16 protein-coding genes are annotated in these 15357 nt (G+C 72.7%); 10 read left to right on the top strand and 6 right to left on the bottom strand.

Annotation, left to right across the window (positions count from 1 at the left end):
• Position 1 precedes the first annotated feature (1 nt).
• Positions 2-1000, bottom strand: a complete 999-nt coding sequence (locus ACTWQF_RS02680) for a GNAT family N-acetyltransferase (RefSeq protein ID WP_443276642.1) — start codon at positions 998-1000, stop codon at positions 2-4.
• Positions 1001-1150: 150 nt separating this feature from the next.
• Here ACTWQF_RS02680 and fdxA point away from each other — a divergent pair, with 150 nt between their 5' ends.
• Together fdxA and dapC are read left to right on the top strand one after the other, a co-directional pair.
• Complete coding sequence (gene fdxA / locus ACTWQF_RS02675; protein ID WP_016469573.1) at positions 1151-1477, top strand: ferredoxin; 327 nt, start codon at positions 1151-1153, stop codon at positions 1475-1477.
• Between the two features lie 181 nt (positions 1478-1658).
• Positions 1659-2756 carry a succinyldiaminopimelate transaminase gene (gene dapC / locus ACTWQF_RS02670; RefSeq protein ID WP_443276640.1) on the top strand — a complete coding sequence of 366 codons (1098 nt, stop codon included), beginning with the start codon at positions 1659-1661 and terminating at the stop codon, positions 2754-2756.
• Positions 2757-2900: 144 nt separating this feature from the next.
• On the opposite strand, the gene ACTWQF_RS02665 is transcribed toward dapC, so the two are convergent.
• Both ACTWQF_RS02665 and ACTWQF_RS02660 read right to left on the bottom strand, forming a co-directional pair.
• A complete protein-coding gene (locus ACTWQF_RS02665; RefSeq protein ID WP_443276638.1) occupies positions 2901-3308 on the bottom strand; it encodes an ATP-binding protein in 408 nt (135 codons plus the stop codon).
• Between the two features lie 307 nt (positions 3309-3615).
• Positions 3616-4722: a heavy metal transporter gene (locus ACTWQF_RS02660; RefSeq protein ID WP_443277546.1), complete on the bottom strand. Its 1107-nt coding sequence runs from the start codon at positions 4720-4722 to the stop codon at positions 3616-3618.
• Between the two features lie 119 nt (positions 4723-4841).
• On the opposite strand from ACTWQF_RS02660, the gene dapE reads away from it, so the two are divergent.
• On the top strand, positions 4842-5921 hold the full coding sequence (dapE, locus tag ACTWQF_RS02655) for a succinyl-diaminopimelate desuccinylase (protein ID WP_443276636.1): 1080 nt from the start codon (positions 4842-4844) through the stop codon (positions 5919-5921).
• A gap of 159 nt (positions 5922-6080) precedes the next feature.
• Positions 6081-6827 (top strand): TIGR00730 family Rossman fold protein, encoded by a 747-nt coding sequence (locus tag ACTWQF_RS02650; protein ID WP_443276634.1) that lies wholly within the window; start codon positions 6081-6083, stop codon positions 6825-6827.
• Between the two features lie 54 nt (positions 6828-6881).
• Here the strand turns inward: ACTWQF_RS02650 and folP are convergent, their stop codons facing one another.
• Entirely contained in the window at positions 6882-7778 is an 897-nt protein-coding gene (gene folP / locus ACTWQF_RS02645; RefSeq protein WP_443276632.1) for a dihydropteroate synthase, read from the bottom strand.
• Between the two features lie 147 nt (positions 7779-7925).
• Here folP and ACTWQF_RS02640 point away from each other — a divergent pair, with 147 nt between their 5' ends.
• Positions 7926-8390 (top strand): DivIVA domain-containing protein, encoded by a 465-nt coding sequence (locus tag ACTWQF_RS02640; RefSeq protein ID WP_443276630.1) that lies wholly within the window; start codon positions 7926-7928, stop codon positions 8388-8390.
• Positions 8387-8992 carry a DNA-3-methyladenine glycosylase I gene (locus ACTWQF_RS02635; RefSeq protein WP_443276628.1) on the top strand — a complete coding sequence of 202 codons (606 nt, stop codon included), beginning with the start codon at positions 8387-8389 and terminating at the stop codon, positions 8990-8992. Before ACTWQF_RS02640 ends, ACTWQF_RS02635 begins: the two co-directional genes overlap by 4 nt.
• A gap of 34 nt (positions 8993-9026) precedes the next feature.
• Here ACTWQF_RS02635 and ACTWQF_RS02630 read toward each other — a convergent pair whose 3' ends face one another.
• Positions 9027-9815 (bottom strand): enoyl-CoA hydratase-related protein, encoded by a 789-nt coding sequence (locus ACTWQF_RS02630; protein WP_443276626.1) that lies wholly within the window; start codon positions 9813-9815, stop codon positions 9027-9029.
• Positions 9816-10123: 308 nt separating this feature from the next.
• Between ACTWQF_RS02630 and ACTWQF_RS02625 the strand changes: the two genes are divergently transcribed.
• A complete protein-coding gene (locus tag ACTWQF_RS02625) occupies positions 10124-10291 on the top strand; it encodes a DUF3117 domain-containing protein (RefSeq protein WP_016469583.1) in 168 nt (55 codons plus the stop codon).
• Positions 10292-10418: 127 nt separating this feature from the next.
• Here ACTWQF_RS02625 and ACTWQF_RS02620 read toward each other — a convergent pair whose 3' ends face one another.
• Complete coding sequence (locus ACTWQF_RS02620; RefSeq protein WP_443276624.1) at positions 10419-11114, bottom strand: O-methyltransferase; 696 nt, start codon at positions 11112-11114, stop codon at positions 10419-10421.
• Positions 11115-11241: 127 nt separating this feature from the next.
• Here ACTWQF_RS02620 and sigE point away from each other — a divergent pair, with 127 nt between their 5' ends.
• The 3 genes from sigE to ACTWQF_RS02605 all read left to right on the top strand — a co-directional run bounded on the left by sigE (position 11242) and on the right by ACTWQF_RS02605 (position 15269).
• Positions 11242-12015: an RNA polymerase sigma factor SigE gene (sigE, locus tag ACTWQF_RS02615; protein WP_433099911.1), complete on the top strand. Its 774-nt coding sequence runs from the start codon at positions 11242-11244 to the stop codon at positions 12013-12015.
• The gene (locus ACTWQF_RS02610; protein WP_443276622.1) at positions 12012-13127 is read left to right on the top strand and encodes an anti-sigma factor family protein; all 1116 of its coding nucleotides are present in this window, start codon (positions 12012-12014) and stop codon (positions 13125-13127) included. The genes sigE and ACTWQF_RS02610 overlap by 4 nt, the downstream gene beginning before the upstream one ends.
• 189 nt (positions 13128-13316) lie before the next feature.
• On the top strand, positions 13317-15269 hold the full coding sequence (locus tag ACTWQF_RS02605; RefSeq protein WP_443276620.1) for a trypsin-like peptidase domain-containing protein: 1953 nt from the start codon (positions 13317-13319) through the stop codon (positions 15267-15269).
• The last annotated feature ends 88 nt before the right edge of the window (positions 15270-15357 follow it).

The raw sequence follows: 15357 nt of genomic DNA, 5'->3' as shown, positions 1-15357 counted from the left end.
CTCAGTCCTGCGGGGCGCGGAGGTAGCAGTACGCGTGATGGTCGGCGAACCCGAGCCGCTCGTAGAGGGCTCGCGCCGCCGTGTTGTCCCGCTCCACCTGGAGGTAGGCGGCCGAGGCGCCCTCCGCCAGCGCGGTGCGGGCCAGCTCGCCCGTCACCGCCTGCGCGAGCCCCTGCCGGCGCCGTTCGGGGGCGACCTCTATGGCGGCGAACCCGGCCCAGCGGCCGTCCACCACGCACCGCCCGATCGCAACGGGTGAGCCGGCCTCGTCCAGCACCGTCGCGAACCAGACCGAGGGTCCGCCGGCCAGCACCTTCAGCGCGTCGTCCGCGGGCCGGTCGCCGTCGGCGCGGTTGTAGAGCGAGAGCCACCGCTGGTCCGGCGTACGGTGCAGCAGCACTCTCCCGTCCGGCTCCCGGTCGGCCAGCGGGGCGAGCGCGCCGACCTGTATCAGCCCGTGCCGCTCCGCCGTCCAGCCGCGCTCCCGCAGCTGGTCGGCGAGCAGCGCGTGCTCCTCCGCGGTGACCTGCATCCGGGCCGGCAGTCCCCGCTCGGCGTACCAGCCGGTGACCCGGGCCAGCGCCTCGGGCAGCGGCAGCCCGGGGTCGCCCAGCGGCAGCACGGAGTTCGCCCGCGCGGTGAACCCCCCGGCAGCGCGCAGCGTCCACCCGCCCAGCTGCCGGGACTCGACAGGCGGCCAGCCCCTGGCGGCGACGGTGACGAGTTCCGTCACGTCGGCGGCAGGCAGCCCCCGGCGGCGCGCCGGCGTCTGCGGGACCACCTTTCCAGCGACCATCGACGCCTCCTCGATCTCGATCTGCTCACCATCGCGCCGGGTGATCCTGAGCACTCCACCGGTCCACGATGTGAGAATGCCGAGCGTGTCCGTGAACCGGCCGTGCGGCTCTCCAGCGGCTGTCAATGACCGAACCGAGACACGTTTGCCCACGTCGGAAGGGGTGATGCGGACCTCCAAGCGTCCGCCCGTGGTGAATTCCACAGTTCTGACCGCCCCTCCTGTTCGTCTTGTGTCCGGGAACGGAGATACTAGGTGTGGGCATCGCCGCCGTCCGAAGCGAAAGAGCGCTCCCGCGCGCCCGCGGCGGAGCCGGGCACCGGCCCGCCAGCCCTAACGAGGAGGAACGACAGCGTGACTTACGTCATCGCGGAGCCTTGTGTCGACCTGAAGGACAAGGCTTGCATCGAGGAGTGCCCGGTCGACTGCATCTACGAGGGCCAGCGGTCCTTGTACATCCACCCGGACGAGTGCGTCGACTGCGGTGCGTGCGAGCCCGTCTGCCCGGTCGAGGCCATCTTCTACGAAGATGACACTCCCGAGGAGTGGAAGGACTACTACAAGGCCAACGTCGAGTTCTTCGACGACCTGGGCTCGCCCGGCGGCGCCAGCAAGCTCGGCCTGATCGAGAAGGACCACCCGCTCATCGCCGCGCTCCCGCCGCAGGAACACGACGAGTGAGCCACGGGTGACCCCCGACGAGTGAGCCACCGGCACGGCCGGTGGCTCCTTCGCAGTCCCGTACGGCGGCCTCAGTGTCCTGCCGTACGGGACTGCGGTGTTTTCCGCGTCGTACCGCCGGCGCGCCGGACTGCCGTACCACCGGACCGGGCGCCGCCGGCTGCCTGAGAAAGTGAGCACCATGCCCTCCGTCTCCGACCGCCTCCCCACCTTTCCGTGGGACCGGCTCGAGCCGTACAAGACCACCGCCGCCGGGCACCCCGACGGCATCGTCGACCTGTCGGTCGGCACCCCCGTCGACCCGGTCCCGGCGCTGGTCCAGCGTGCGCTGACCGAGGCGGCCGACAGCCCCGGCTACCCCACCGTGTGGGGGACCCGGGCGCTGCGGGACGCGCTCACCGGCTGGTGCGAGCGCCGGCTGGGCGCGGACGGCATCACCGACCGGAACGTGCTGCCCGTCGTCGGCTCCAAGGAACTGGTGGCCTGGCTGCCGACCCAGCTCGGCCTGGGCCCCGGCGACCGGGTGGCCTTCCCCCGGCTCGCCTACCCCACCTACGAGGTCGGCGCCCGGCTCGCCAGGGCCGACTACGTCGCCTACGACGACCCCCTGGAGCTGGACCCGGCCGGGCTCAAGCTGCTCTGGCTCAACTCGCCCTCCAACCCCACCGGTCAGGTGCTGCCGCCCGAGAAGCTGCGCGCCGTCGTCGCCTGGGCGCGCGAGCACGGCGTGCTGGTCCTCAGCGACGAGTGCTACCTGGAGCTCGGCTGGGAGACCGACCCGGTCTCCGTGCTGCACTCGGACGTGTGCGGCGGCTCCTACGCGGGTCTGGTGGCCGTGCACTCCCTCTCCAAGCGCTCCAACCTCGCCGGGTACCGCGCGGCGTTCATCGCGGGGGACAGCGACGTTCTGGGCGAGCTGCTGGGGATCCGCAAGCACGGCGGGATGATGACGCCCGCGCCGGTGCAGGCGGCGGCCGTCGCAGCACTCGGCGACGACACCCACGTGGCCGAGCAGCGGGAGCGCTACCGCACGCGGCGCACCGCGCTGCGCGGGGCGCTGGAAGCCGCGGGCTTCCGGATCGAACACAGCGAGGCGTCGCTGTACCTGTGGGCAACGCGGGACGAGTCCTGCTGGGACACCGTCGCCGGCCTCGCCGAGCGGGGCGTTCTTGTCGCCCCGGGCGACTTCTACGGCCCCGCCGGTGCGCGGCACGTCCGGGTCGCGCTGACGGCGACCGATGAGCGCGTCGCCGCCGCGGTGGGCCGGTTGAAGGAGTAACGGCCGGGGCCGTCGCGCCCCAACCCCCGAAGAGAGCTCCGCACATGCGAAGGGCCGCCCGGACCATGAGGTCCGGGCGGCCCTGGTGCGTGCCGGGGGTTCAGGGACGGAGCTCTTGAGCTTCGTCCGGCCGCAGGCAAGCCCTCAACGGAGGGGAAGGCCCCCGAGGTTGGCGGTGGAGGGCAGCTTGGTGTCGGCGGCGGCGGAGGCGGCATCGCCCAGTACGTCACCGGCCTTACCGGCGGCGTTCCCCGCGAGGTGCTGCGCGGTGGGGGCCGCGGTCCTGCCGGCCTTGCCCACGGTCCTGCCGACGGTCGGCACGGCCTGCTTGACGGCGTCGCCGCCGGTCTCGCCGGCGACCGAGGTGGTGTCACGGGCCGTCTTGTCCAGCGCGTTGCCGACGCCCTCGCCGTCCAGGTTGCTGATCCCGCCCACGGGGCTCGCGGGCGTTTCCACGGCGCTCGCAGTTCCGGCGGCACCGACGACGGTGGCGGCGCCGGCTGCCGTCAGCAGCGCGGTGCGGGCGATCCGGCGCGTGAGGGGGTTGGACATGGTGCTCCTTTGACGGAGAGGGGTTCTTGGCGTGTCAGCCGGGGTCCCCCGGTCAGACGCAGTGCCTATCGGCCGGAACGGCGGGAAGGTTGCGGGGGAAGAGAGTAAAGGATTGGCAATCCAGGTTTGCCGCGTGAGCCGTCAAACTGGGCATTCCTCGCAGCCGGTTGACCTGTACCGGAGGAGCCGAACCGGCCGCTGCCAGGCACGATTCGCCGAGCGCGTTCACTCCTCGCAGCGACCGTCGCGCGAGGGAAGAAACGTCCATCCTGTAGACCGGCTTCCCCCCTGCGGGGGAGGGGGTGGACTAGTGACCGGTGGCCAGCCGCAGCTCGACCGCGCCGGCCCCCGCGCTGCCGGTGCCGCCGCTCTTCGCGTCGTCCGTCCCCGTCTCGCGCCAGCCGTCCCCGGAGCGCTCGGCGCTCCACTCCAGGCCGCCGAAGGAGATCCGCTCGATATGAAGCCCCGCGGCGTTCGCGACCGCCCAGTGGGCCAGCTCCCACCCCTGGCGCCGGCCGTGCGCGGGCACCGAGACGGTGGGCTCCGCCTCGGCGCGCGCTGCGGTGTGCGCCCGGACATGCGCGGCGGTGCGCACTGCCCCCCGGGCGGTGGCGGGGGCGGCGGCGTGGGCAGCCCCAGGCGCCGCGGGGCGCGTCGTGGTGTGCGCCGCGGTGTCGCGCGCCGACGGAGCGGTGAGCGTTCCGGTGCCGTCGGCCAGCACGTCCCGGCCGAACTCCCGTACCAGCCGCTTGCGTACGTGCTGCGGGTTGCCGGGCCTGCCCGCGTTCTGGGCGCCTGTCGTGCAGGTGAGCGCGGCGGGTTCGCGGCCGGTGAGCGCGCCGGTCAGCAGCGTCGCGTTCATCTCGTGCTTGGCGTACGCCTGCGGGAAGCCGCTGCGCTGCACCCGCTGCGCTGCGACGGTCAGCGGCAGCCTGGAGTAGCCGGGAACCTTCACCAGGTGGTCGTAGAACCGCCCTGCCGAGTAGACGGGGTCCTGGATCTGCCCGACGGTGCCCCAGCCCTGCGAGGGGCGCTGCTGGAAGAGCCCGACGGAGTCGCGGTCCCCGTGGGCGATGTTGCGCAGCTGCGACTCCTGCATGGCCGTGGCCAGGGCTATGGTCACCGCCCGTTCGGGCAGCCCGCGTTGGGAGGCGACGGCGGCTATGGTCGCGGCGTTGGCGGCCTGTACCGACGTGAGTTCGTAGTCCTCCGAGTCGTCCGCGTCGCGCGAGGTGCCGGACGCGTCGAAGCCTGCGCCCTTGCCGCCGGTGGCGCGTACGGTGCACATCGGGTCGTTCTGGCCCGCCAGCCCACGTATCGCGACGTAGGCGGTGACGGCGAGCAGCACGGCGCAGGCCACGGCGATCCTGGGCAGCCTGCCGCGGCCCCGGGGTGCGGGCGTGCGCTCGGGCATGCGTGGCGAGCGGTCCGGTCGTGAGTGGGGCACGCGCTCAAAGGTAGCCGCTGGTGGGGACAGCGCCTTCAGCCCCGGGCACACAGCACGGCCCGGAGCGGTCGCCGTAGGCTGTGCCCATGTCTCACAGCGCACTCGACCTGCAACAGGACGCCGCCCGGCTCACCGCGCGGCTGGTGGACTTCCCTTCCGAGAGCGGGAACGAGAAGGCGCTGGCGGACGCTGTCGAGGAGGCCCTCTCCGAGCTGCCTCATCTGACCGTCGACCGGTACGGCAACAACGTGGTGGCCCGCACCCGCCTCGGCCGGACCGAGCGCGTCATTCTCGCGGGCCACATCGACACCGTGCCGATCGCCGAGAACGTGCCCTCCCGGCTGGACGAGGACGGCCTGCTGTGGGGCTGCGGCACCAGCGACATGAAGGCGGGCGTGGCCGTGCAGCTGCGGATCGCGGCTACCGTGCCCGAGCCCAACCGCGATCTGACGTTCGTCTTCTACGACAACGAGGAGGTCGCAGCGCACCTCAACGGCCTCGGCCATGTCGCGGCAGCCCACCCCGACTGGTTGACGGGCGATTTCGCCGTACTGCTGGAACCCTCCGAGGGACAGGTCGAGGGCGGCTGCCAGGGCACGCTGCGGGTGCGGATGCGGCTCCGCGGAACCCGTTCGCACTCGGCTCGCAGCTGGATGGGTGCCAACGCGATCCACGCTGCCGGGCCGGTATTGGAGCGGCTGGCCGGCTATCAGCCGCGGCGGCCGGTGATCGACGGGCTGGAGTACCGGGAGGGCCTCAACGCCGTCGGGATCGAGGGCGGGGTCGCCGGCAACGTCATCCCGGACCTGTGCACCGTCACCGTCAACTACCGCTACGCACCCGACCGCAACGAGCAGCAAGCACTCGACCATGTGCGGGAGGTGTTCGCCGACTGCGGCGTCGAGGAGTTCGAGGTGGACGACAGCTCGCCGGGCGCGCTGCCCGGCCTCTCGCACCCGGCGGCACGCGCCTTCCTGGAGGCGGTGGGCGGCGAGCCGCTGCCCAAGTACGGCTGGACCGACGTCTCCCGGTTCAGCGCGCTGGGGGTACCTGCCGTCAACTACGGTCCCGGTGACCCCAACCTCGCTCACAAGAGGGACGAACGGGTGGAGACCGCGCTCATCACCCGATGCGAGGAGCGGCTGCGGCGCTGGCTGACCGCCTGATCCACACGGGCCGGACCGCCTGCTCCGGCTGCCCGCGAACAGCCGGTCCACCTGCCGGTAAGAGGATCGACAGCTGCCGGCCGCGCGAATTCCCGACGGGCCTCTTCGCCGTCCGCATACCCTGAAGCGGAAAGATCGCAGGCGGAAGGAGTGTCGTAGATGACCGACGGACCCGGCAAGGAGCCGAAGGAACAACGGCTGGGCCCTGTCGTGCGCCGCCGCGACAAGGTGCAGCCCGGGACCACGGACCAGCGGCTGCTGGACACCGCGGGCCCCTCCGACTTCATCCACCAGGACCCCTGGCGGGTGATGCGCATCCAGTCCGAGTTCGTCGAGGGCTTCGGTGCCCTGGCCGAACTGGGCCCCGCCGTCAGCGTTTTCGGCTCTGCCCGCACCCCGGTGGAATCCCCGGAGTACGACAGTGGCGTGCGCATCGGCCGGGCGCTGGCCGATGCGGGCTTCGCCGTCATCACGGGGGGCGGTCCCGGGGCGATGGAGGCGGCCAACAAGGGCGCGCTGGAGGCGGGCGGCACCTCGGTGGGGCTCGGTATCGAGCTCCCCTTCGAGCAGGGCATGAACAAGTACGTCGACATCGGCGTCAACTTCCGGTACTTCTTCGTCCGCAAGACGATGTTCGTGAAGTACGCCAGCGGTTTCGTCGTCCTGCCGGGCGGCCTGGGCACGCTGGACGAGCTGTTCGAGGCGCTGACCCTGGTGCAGACCCAGAAGGTCACCCGCTTCCCGATCGTGCTGTACGGCACGGAGTACTGGAAGGGGCTCATCGACTGGGTGCGCGGCTCGGTCGTCGGCGGTGGCAAGGCGTCCGAGCGGGATCTGGAGCTCTTCCACGTCACCGACGACATCGAGGAGGCCGTCGCGCTGGTGACCAAGGAGGTCGGCGGCTAGGGCTTGCCGGACGCTCCGAAGGGGCGCGGGGAGGGGGCAAGCTCCGCGAGAGGGCTAGGCAAGCCCGCGACGGGCCACCGCAGGTGCACGGTGGCCCGCGATGGAGGCCACCATGTCGAGCACCTGCTTGGTCTCGGCCACCTCGTGCACGCGGTAGACCCGCGCCCCCAGCCAGGCGGAGACCGCGGTGGTGGCCAGGGTGCCGGTCAGCCGCTCCTTGACGGGGCGGTCCAGGGTCTCGCCCACGAAGTCCTTGTTGGACAGCGAGACCAGCACCGGCCAGCCCGTCTCCGTCAGCCGGCCCAGCTCCCGCGTCGCCTCCAGCGAGTGCCGGGTGGACTTGCCGAAGTCGTGCCCGGGGTCGATGAGGATGCCGTCCCGGCGCACCCCGAGTTCCACCGCGCGCTCGGCCAGCCCGAGCGTCACCCGCAGGATGTCGTCGACGACCCCGCTGGGCCCCGCCGCGCCCTCCGTGTCCGCCGGCGGCTCGTACGACACCCGATGCGGACGGGTGCGTGGCTCGACGCCGCCCGCGTGGGTGCACACCAGGCCCGCGCCGTACCGTGCGGCGACCTCGGCCAGCCGTGGGTCGACGCCGCCCCAGGCGTCGTTGAGCAGGTCGGCGCCCGCCTCGCACACCGCCTCGCCCACCTCGTGCCGCCAGGTGTCGACGCTGATCACCACCTCCCGCCAGCGCCGCCGTACCTCCGCGACGAAGCCGACCGTGCGCCGCGCCTCCTCCTCGGCCGTGACCTCGTCGCCCGGGCCCGCCTTCACCCCGCCTATGTCGATGATGGCGGCGCCCTCGGCCACCGCCTGCTCGACCCGGTCGAGCGCGGGCTCGTCGCGGAAGGTGGCGCCTCGGTCGTAGAAGGAATCCGGCGTCCGGTTCACGATCGCCATGACCACCGGCTCGTGCTCACCGAACTCGCGCGTACCCAGGCGCAACATCAGCCTTCCTCTTCCTCTCGGCGGTGCCCGCCTGCTGCCCGCACCTGCGTGGCCCGCGCACCGATCCCCGCCGCCGACCCTAGCTGTCACCGGGCCGTGGCACGATCAGGGTCGGCCCACATCCGGCAACCACTCGGGAGTCGATCCGTGTTCGTGTTCCTGCTGATCTCGCTTGTCGTGGTCGTCGCCGCGGTGACGCTCGCCGTCGTCGGGAGCGCCGACCGGCCCGGCAGCGGGAGCCACGGCGCGACGGGCGGGCTCACCGACGTGCCACCCGACCTGCTGGACGAGCCGCTGCCGCCCGAGCGGCCCGTCACCCACGCGGACGTGGCGGGGCTGCGCCTTGCCGTCGGGGTGCGCGGTTACCGGATGGAGCAGGTCGACGACGTTCTCGACCGGCTCGGCGCCGAGCTCGCCGAGCGCGACGCGCGCATCGCCGAGCTGGAGTCCGCGCTGGCCGGTGCCCAGGCCGTCGCAATGGGCCGCGCAACGGGGACGGGCGGCCAACAAGCAGCGGCTGCGCCGGAAGACGGTCCCCAGGACCGCAGCCCGCACGCCGGGGGCCCCTCCTGGCCGGAGTCCGGCGAAGACACGGAGGGGACCACGCGATGACCACCGAACCCGTGACGGCCACCGTGCCCGAAGGCGGGGCACAGCCCGGGCCCGACGGCCGGCTGCGCTGCCCCTGGGGCACGGCACCGGAGGACTACGCGGCGTACCACGACACCGAGTGGGGCCGACCCGTGCACGGCGACGACGCGCTCTACGAGCGGCTGTGCCTGGAGGGCTTCCAGTCCGGTCTGTCCTGGCTGACGATCCTGCGCAAGCGCACGGCCTTCCGCGCCGCCTTCGCGGACTTCCACATCCCCGCCGTCGCGCGGTTCACCGAGGACGACGAACGGCGGCTGCTCGCCGACAGCGGCATCGTCCGCAACCGCGCCAAGATCAGCGCGGCGCTCAACAACGCACGGGTGGCCGCCGAGTGGGGGCCGGGCGAGCTGGACCGCCTGGTGTGGTTGTACGCCCCCGACCCGGCCGCCCGGCGCGCTCCCCGTACGACGGCGGAGGTACCCGGCAGCACCCCCGAGTCCACAGCGCTGGCCAAGGAGCTCAAGAAGCGCGGCTTCCGCTTCGTCGGTCCGACCACCGTGTACGCGCTGATGCAGGCGTGCGGTCTGGTCAACGACCATCTGGCGGAGTGCTGGTGCCGTTAGCCCGGCCCACGCCCGTTGTGGGGTTGGTGGGCGTTCAGCGGCCCGTGAAGCGCGGTTGCTCTTTCTTCACGAACGCCTCCACCGCGATGCGGTGGTCGGCGGAGGCCCCCAGCCGCACCTGGAGCTCGGACTCCTTGCCGAGAGTCTCGGCGAGTGAGTGCGAGGCTCCGAACGCGAGGGACTCCTTGAGTGCCGCGTAGGCGGCGGTCGGCCCCTGGGCGAGCTTGCGGGCGACGGCCTCGGCCTCGGCGGCGAGCTCCGCGGCCGGCACCACGCGGTTGGCCAGCCCCAGCTCCAGCGCCTCGTCGGCCTTGACGCTGCGCGGGAAGAGCAGCAGATCCGCGGCCCGTCCCGGGCCCACCAGCCGCGGCAGGGTCCAGGAGACGCCGGAGTCCGCGGTCAGCGCGACCCCTGCGAAGGAGGTGTTGAACGCCGCGGTGTCCGCCACGACCCGGTAGTCGCAGGCGAACGCGAAGCCGGCGCCCGCCCCGGCCGCCACCCCGTTGACGCCCGCCACCACCGGCTTGGGCATCCCCGCGAGCGCCAGCGTGATCGGGTTGTAGTGCTCCTCGACCGTGTTCAGGGCGTCCCCGCCGCTCTGCTCCAGGGAGCTGGTGTGCTCTTTGAGGTCCTGGCCCACACAGAAAGCCCGGCCGCTGCCGGTGAGCAGCACAGCGCGTACCCCCTCGTCGGCGACGGCCCGCCGGAGGGTGTCGCGCAGGGCGACCTTGATCTCGTCGTTGAGGGCGTTCATCGCGTCGGGGCGGTTGAGGGTGACCGTCGCGAGTCCCTCGTTCACTTCGTAGCGCACGGTGTCGGACATGCGCTCAGCATGACCTAGATCATCGAGCCCGGACAGGGCACACACCCGCTTCCCGGGCCCGGTGGATGTGACCTGCGTCAAACCGGAGGGCACCGGCGAGAGGGCGGAAGATGGGCAGTACCGCAGGCTGATCGCCACATTGGGTGGTTTTGTGTGCGGTCGAGGAAGAAGAGATGTGGACCGATGTTGGTCATCGGGTCCCGCCATGCGGGATAATGGCCGAGAAGCAATGTGTTCGATGCCGGTGAAACTGTGCCCGCTTACGGGACCCCCGGCGCGATCGGCTGGTTTCAGGAAGGGGAACGAGCATGGCGGCCATGAAGCCGCGGACGGGCGACGGCCCGCTCGAGGTGACCAAAGAGGGGCGGGGCATCGTCATGCGCGTTCCGCTCGAAGGCGGTGGGCGACTCGTCGTCGAGCTGACACCGGATGAGGCGACGGCGCTTGGCGAGGAACTGAAGAAGGTCTGCGGCTGAGCAGTCAGCAGACCGCCGCCCCGGGAGGTACGCGCAGCGCGTACCTCCCGGGGCGGCGTCGTCTCCCGGCGCAGGGGCGGGTCAGCCGCCGAGAGTGACGATAGATGTGCGTAGTGCAACCGCCCTGTCACTCACCGCGTTTGACCGCACACAGCAGACCGTCACCGACGGGCAGCAGCGAGGGCACCAGCACCTTGCTCTCCCGCACCGTGCGCAACAGCTCACGCAGCCGCAGTACTTCGGGGGAGTGCCCTGACGCCTCGCCCGTGCGCCTCTCGGCGAAGACCCCCGCGAAGCAGATGAGTCCGCCGTCGCGCAGCAGCCGCAACGATTCGGCGAGATAGTCCAGGCACTCCGTCCGGTCGCCGTCGCAGAAGACCAGGTCGTATCCGCCGTCCGCGAGCCGGGGCAGCACATCCAGGGCCCGGCCGGGGATGAAGCGCACCCTGTTGCCCCCGTTGCCCACGAACCCGGCGGCACGGAACGCCTCGCGGGCGAACTGCTGGCGCTCCGGTTCGATGTCGACCGTCGTGAGCACCCCGTCGGGCCGCATCCCGTGCAGCAGATGCAGCCCGGAGACCCCGGTTCCGGTGCCGATCTCCGCGACCGCCTTGGCCGCGACGGCCGCAGCCAGCAGCCGCAGCGCCGCTCCGGTGGCAGGGGAGACCGTGCGCAGCCCGGCTTCCTGGGCCCGGTCGCGGGCCCAGTTCAGTGCTTCGCTCTCGGCGTTCTCGACCAGCTCGGCGCCGTACGCGTCGGCGAACCCCCAGCTCGTCTGCCGGTTGCCGGTAATGGCCCTCTCCTGTCCCCGTCCTCCACGCAATCGTGACTGTATCCGTTGGCCCGGGAACCTGCTGATGGGACTGGGCGTTGAGGAAGCAGGGACCGCGGCAAGGCGGTCGGCAAAGCCGGGCAAATTTTCTTATCCGGAGCTAACGGGAGATGTGGCTATGGTAGGGGCTCCAGTGGACACCACCAGAGCCGACAGGGGAGGTGCGGCTGCGAGCCGAGACCGCGGCGTCTTCTCGAGATTCCGCAGGTCGACGGGACAGCCGAAATCCGTGACCGACACCGCTGACCAGTCCCGCACCGCCGACTCCGCGACCACGGCGACTTTCGCGACCGATGCGGACGCGCAGGCGTGGACCCCTCCCTCCTGGGAGGAGATCGTCAGCACCCACAGCGCCCGGGTCTACCGGCTCGCCTACCGCCTGACCGGTAACCAGCACGACGCGGAGGATCTCACCCAGGAGGTCTTCGTCCGCGTCTTCCGGTCGCTGTCGACCTACACGCCAGGCACCTTCGAGGGCTGGCTGCACCGCATCACCACGAACCTCTTCCTGGACATGGTCCGGCGCAAGCAGCGCATCCGCTTCGACGCGCTCGCCGACGACGCCGCCGAGCGGCTCCCCAGCCGCGAGCCCACCCCGCAGCAGCACTTCAACGACACCCACTTCGACGCGGACGTCCAGCAGGCCCTGGACACCCTCGCGCCCGAGTTCCGCGCCGCCGTGGTGCTCTGCGACATCGAAGGGCTGTCGTACGAGGAGATCGCCGCGACCCTCGGGGTGAAGCTGGGCACCGTCCGTAGCCGTATCCACCGTGGCCGCTCCCACCTGCGTAAGGCACTCCAGCACCGCTCGCCCGCCGCCAGGGCCGAGCAGCAGCGCACCCTGAGCGCGGTGGTGCCGACGGCCCGGACGGGCGAGGTGAGCGCCGGGTGACCTCCGCCGAACACCACCTCGGTGACCGGCTCGCCGCCCTCGTCGACGGCGAGCTGGGGCACGACTCCCGCGAGCGGGTCCTCGCGCACCTGGCGACCTGCCAGGGCTGCAAGGCCGAGGCCGATGCGCAGCGTCGGCTCAAGAACGTCTTCGCGGACACGGCACCGCCCCCGCCCTCCGCCGGGCTCCTCGCCCGGCTTCAAGGGCTGCCCGCGGACGATGAGTTGCGCGCGGGCCGCATCGACGACACCGGCCGCGGCCCTGGCACACCGGGGGGCTCCTCGGACGGGGAATCGGACGGGGAAGCAGCAGCGGGCAGCGCGTTCACCGCGACCGCGCTGCCCGGCGGCTCCCCGTGGGCGTTCGACTACCTCCCGGCCGGCCGGGGCGGCGGGCGCAGCCCGCTCACCCCGCAGCGCGGCTTCCGGATACATGAGATCCCGGGGCCGGACCGCGCCGAGCGGGCCGCCGAACGGGCCGCGGACCGTGCCGAACGGGAGCGCTCCGCCTCCCGCGGGCGCCGCTTCGCCTTCGCAGCGGCGGGCGCGTTCTCGCTCGCGGCCCTGGCCCTCGGCGGCACCCTGGCCTCCGGTGCGGCGAGCAGCTCCGGCGGAGGGAGCACCGACAACCCGTCCGCCAATTCGGTGCGCAGCGCCTCCGGCTCCGGTGCCTCCCGGGATGCCAGACGCCGCGGCGGCGACCACCGCGGCGGAGCACTGAGCACCCGCGCCGCGGACTCCGGCCCGACCTTCGCCCCCGTCGCCTCCCACGGCATCGCTGCCCCCACCACGCGGCTGACCGCGCCGGTGAGCCTGTTGCAGCGCTCGGGGTCCTCACCGCTCTCGCTGCTCAAGCCGTCGCGGGTCTCACCTGCCACCAACAGCTCCGGCTGGTACGGGAACAGCGGCGCTGCGGGGACCATGAGCTCTCTGCGCGGGTCGGCGTCCCTGCTGCCCGGGGGCCCACAGCAACCGTCCGCCGAGGTACGGCTCGCCATGGGGGTCACTCAGCCCGACCCCATGGTGCTGCGGTCCTTCCCCGGCCGGGCTCCGGCGGCGACGGGCTCGCCGCTCTCCGTTTCGGCTGCCGCGACGGGCCCGGCGGGTCGCTGACGCGGTACCACGTTGACGCCCGCTGTGCGGTGCGCCGCGTTCCTGGTTGAATCCTCTCGACAATCCTGTCGCCCAGCTGGAGGCAGACCTTCGGGGGCATCCCCCGGACCCGGACCGGGTGGTACCTCGGGCCGAAGGCCGAAGGCGCCGGCGGCGGGTGAGCAGTGCGGGTGACCAGCTGGAGAGGGCATGGACGAGCCGAGAGCCACCAGGCAGGAGCCGAAGTGGTGGAGCCGCCCACGCTGGACCCCGGGCAGGCGCCCGGAGCCCGAGGCCGAGCCCTCCCGGGCGGCCGCTGCCCGGACGGTCACCGAACCCGCCCCCGCGCGGGACGCCTCCGCGGCATCAGACACCTCGGCGCAGGCCGCCCAGACCCCGCAAGGCGATTCCGGGGCGCCGGGCATCTCCGCATCCGTGGCGCAGACGACACCGGCGACACAGGCCGAGCACAACGCACCGGACGCACCGGCCACCTCCGCTGCACCGGCGGCCGAGGAGACCGCGGCGCCCGTGCCTGTCCCCGTACCCGTACCGTCCGCCCGTCCGGAGCCGCTGCACGGTGTGGACCCGTACTCCACACCCCCGTACGGGGGACCGGGCCCATGGGCGCCCGCGCCGCCCGTACAGCGGCCGACGGTCACTCCGCCGCACGGGGTGGCCCTGTCGCCCGGCGCCTCGGCGCAACCGCCGACGGTCACTCCGCCGCACGGGGTGGCCCTGTCGCCCGGCGCCTCGGCGCAACCGCCGACGGTCACTCCGCCGCACGGCGTCGCCCTGTCGCCCGGCACTACAGGGCCACTCGGCACCGCGGCGCCGCCACCCGGCACCACGACGCCGCCCTACGGTGTGCCCACCGGTGCTCCCGGACTCGGTCCGGCCCCGGCTCAGGAGTCGGCCGTACACCAGCAGCCCCAGACGGCGTCGGCTGCCTCCGAGCCTCAGCCGGCTCCGCCGGTCCCGCAGCTCGCCGTGCCGTCGCCTCAGCCGCCTCTCCAGCCCTCTCCCGGCCGTCCGCGCCGTAGGTCCCGTATCGCGATCGGGGCCCTGGCGCTGGCGCTGGTGGCGGGTGGTACAGGCGGGGTCATCGGGGTGTACGTGGAGCGGAACGGCGATGTGAGCGATGTGAAGCTGCCCCAGATCGCCGCGGGCCCGGCGGGCGAGGGAGGCGAGCGGCCCAAGGGCAGCGTCGCGGGGATCGCCCGGCAGACCCTGCCCGGCGTCGTCACGCTGCACGCGCGCGGCGGCGGTGCCGAGGCGACCGGCACCGGTTTCGTACTGGACCGGCGTGGCCACATCCTCACCAACAACCACGTCGTGGAGTCCGCCAAGGGCAGCGACGGAGTGCGGGTCACCTTCACCGGAGGCCAGACCGCGGCCGGCGAGGTCATCGGCAGCGACAGCGGCTATGACCTGGCTGTCGTCAAGGTCTCCGGCGTCTCCGGGCTCACCCCGCTGCCGCTGGGCAATTCCGACGCGGTCCGCGTCGGTGACCCCGTCATCGCGTTCGGTGCACCCTTCGATCTGGACGGCACGGTCACCACCGGCATCGTCAGCGCAACGGAGCGGCCCATCACCGCGGGCAGCCGGGCGCCGGGCAGCGAGCTGAGCTATGTGGACGCGCTGCAGACGGACGCCCCGATAAACCCCGGCAATTCAGGCGGTCCACTGGTGGACAGCCGGGGCCGGGTCGTCGGGGTGAACAGCGCGATCAAGGGCGCGGGCAGCGACTCGGGGCTGCCCGACGGAGAGGTCGGCGAGGGCGGCAGTGTCGGCCTGGGGTTCGCCATCCCGGTCAACCAGGCCCGCCGGGTGGCCGAGGAGCTGATCAACGAGGGCCGGGCCACCCATCCGGTGATCGGCGTCTCCCTCGATACGGAGTACGAGGGAGAGGGCGCGCGGATCGGAGGTGCGGGCGGCCACGGCGGCGCTGTCGTACGGGGCGGACCGGCGCACAAGGCGGGGCTGAAGTCGGGCGATGTGATCACCAAGGTCGGCGACAAGCTGGTGACCAGCGGTGAGGAGCTGATCGTCCGCATCCGCAGCCACCGTCCCGGCGAGAAGCTGGAGCTGACCGTCCGGCGTGGCGGCCCCGACGGCGAGCAGCGGACGGTGCGCGTGACGCTCGGCTCCGCCACGGGTTGACCGGCGGGACAGAGGGCGGGCTCCCGCTTGCGGGCCGCGGGCGGGTACCGTGACATCTGGCTGCAGGAGCCGTGGACGGAGTGAGGGA

It is taken from the genome of Streptomyces sp. 8N114, from assembly GCF_052245835.1.
Taxonomy (GTDB): domain Bacteria; phylum Actinomycetota; class Actinomycetes; order Streptomycetales; family Streptomycetaceae; genus Streptomyces.
The sequence above is the reverse complement of the archived record's forward strand: the minus strand, read 5'-3'. Positions and strand labels throughout refer to the sequence as shown.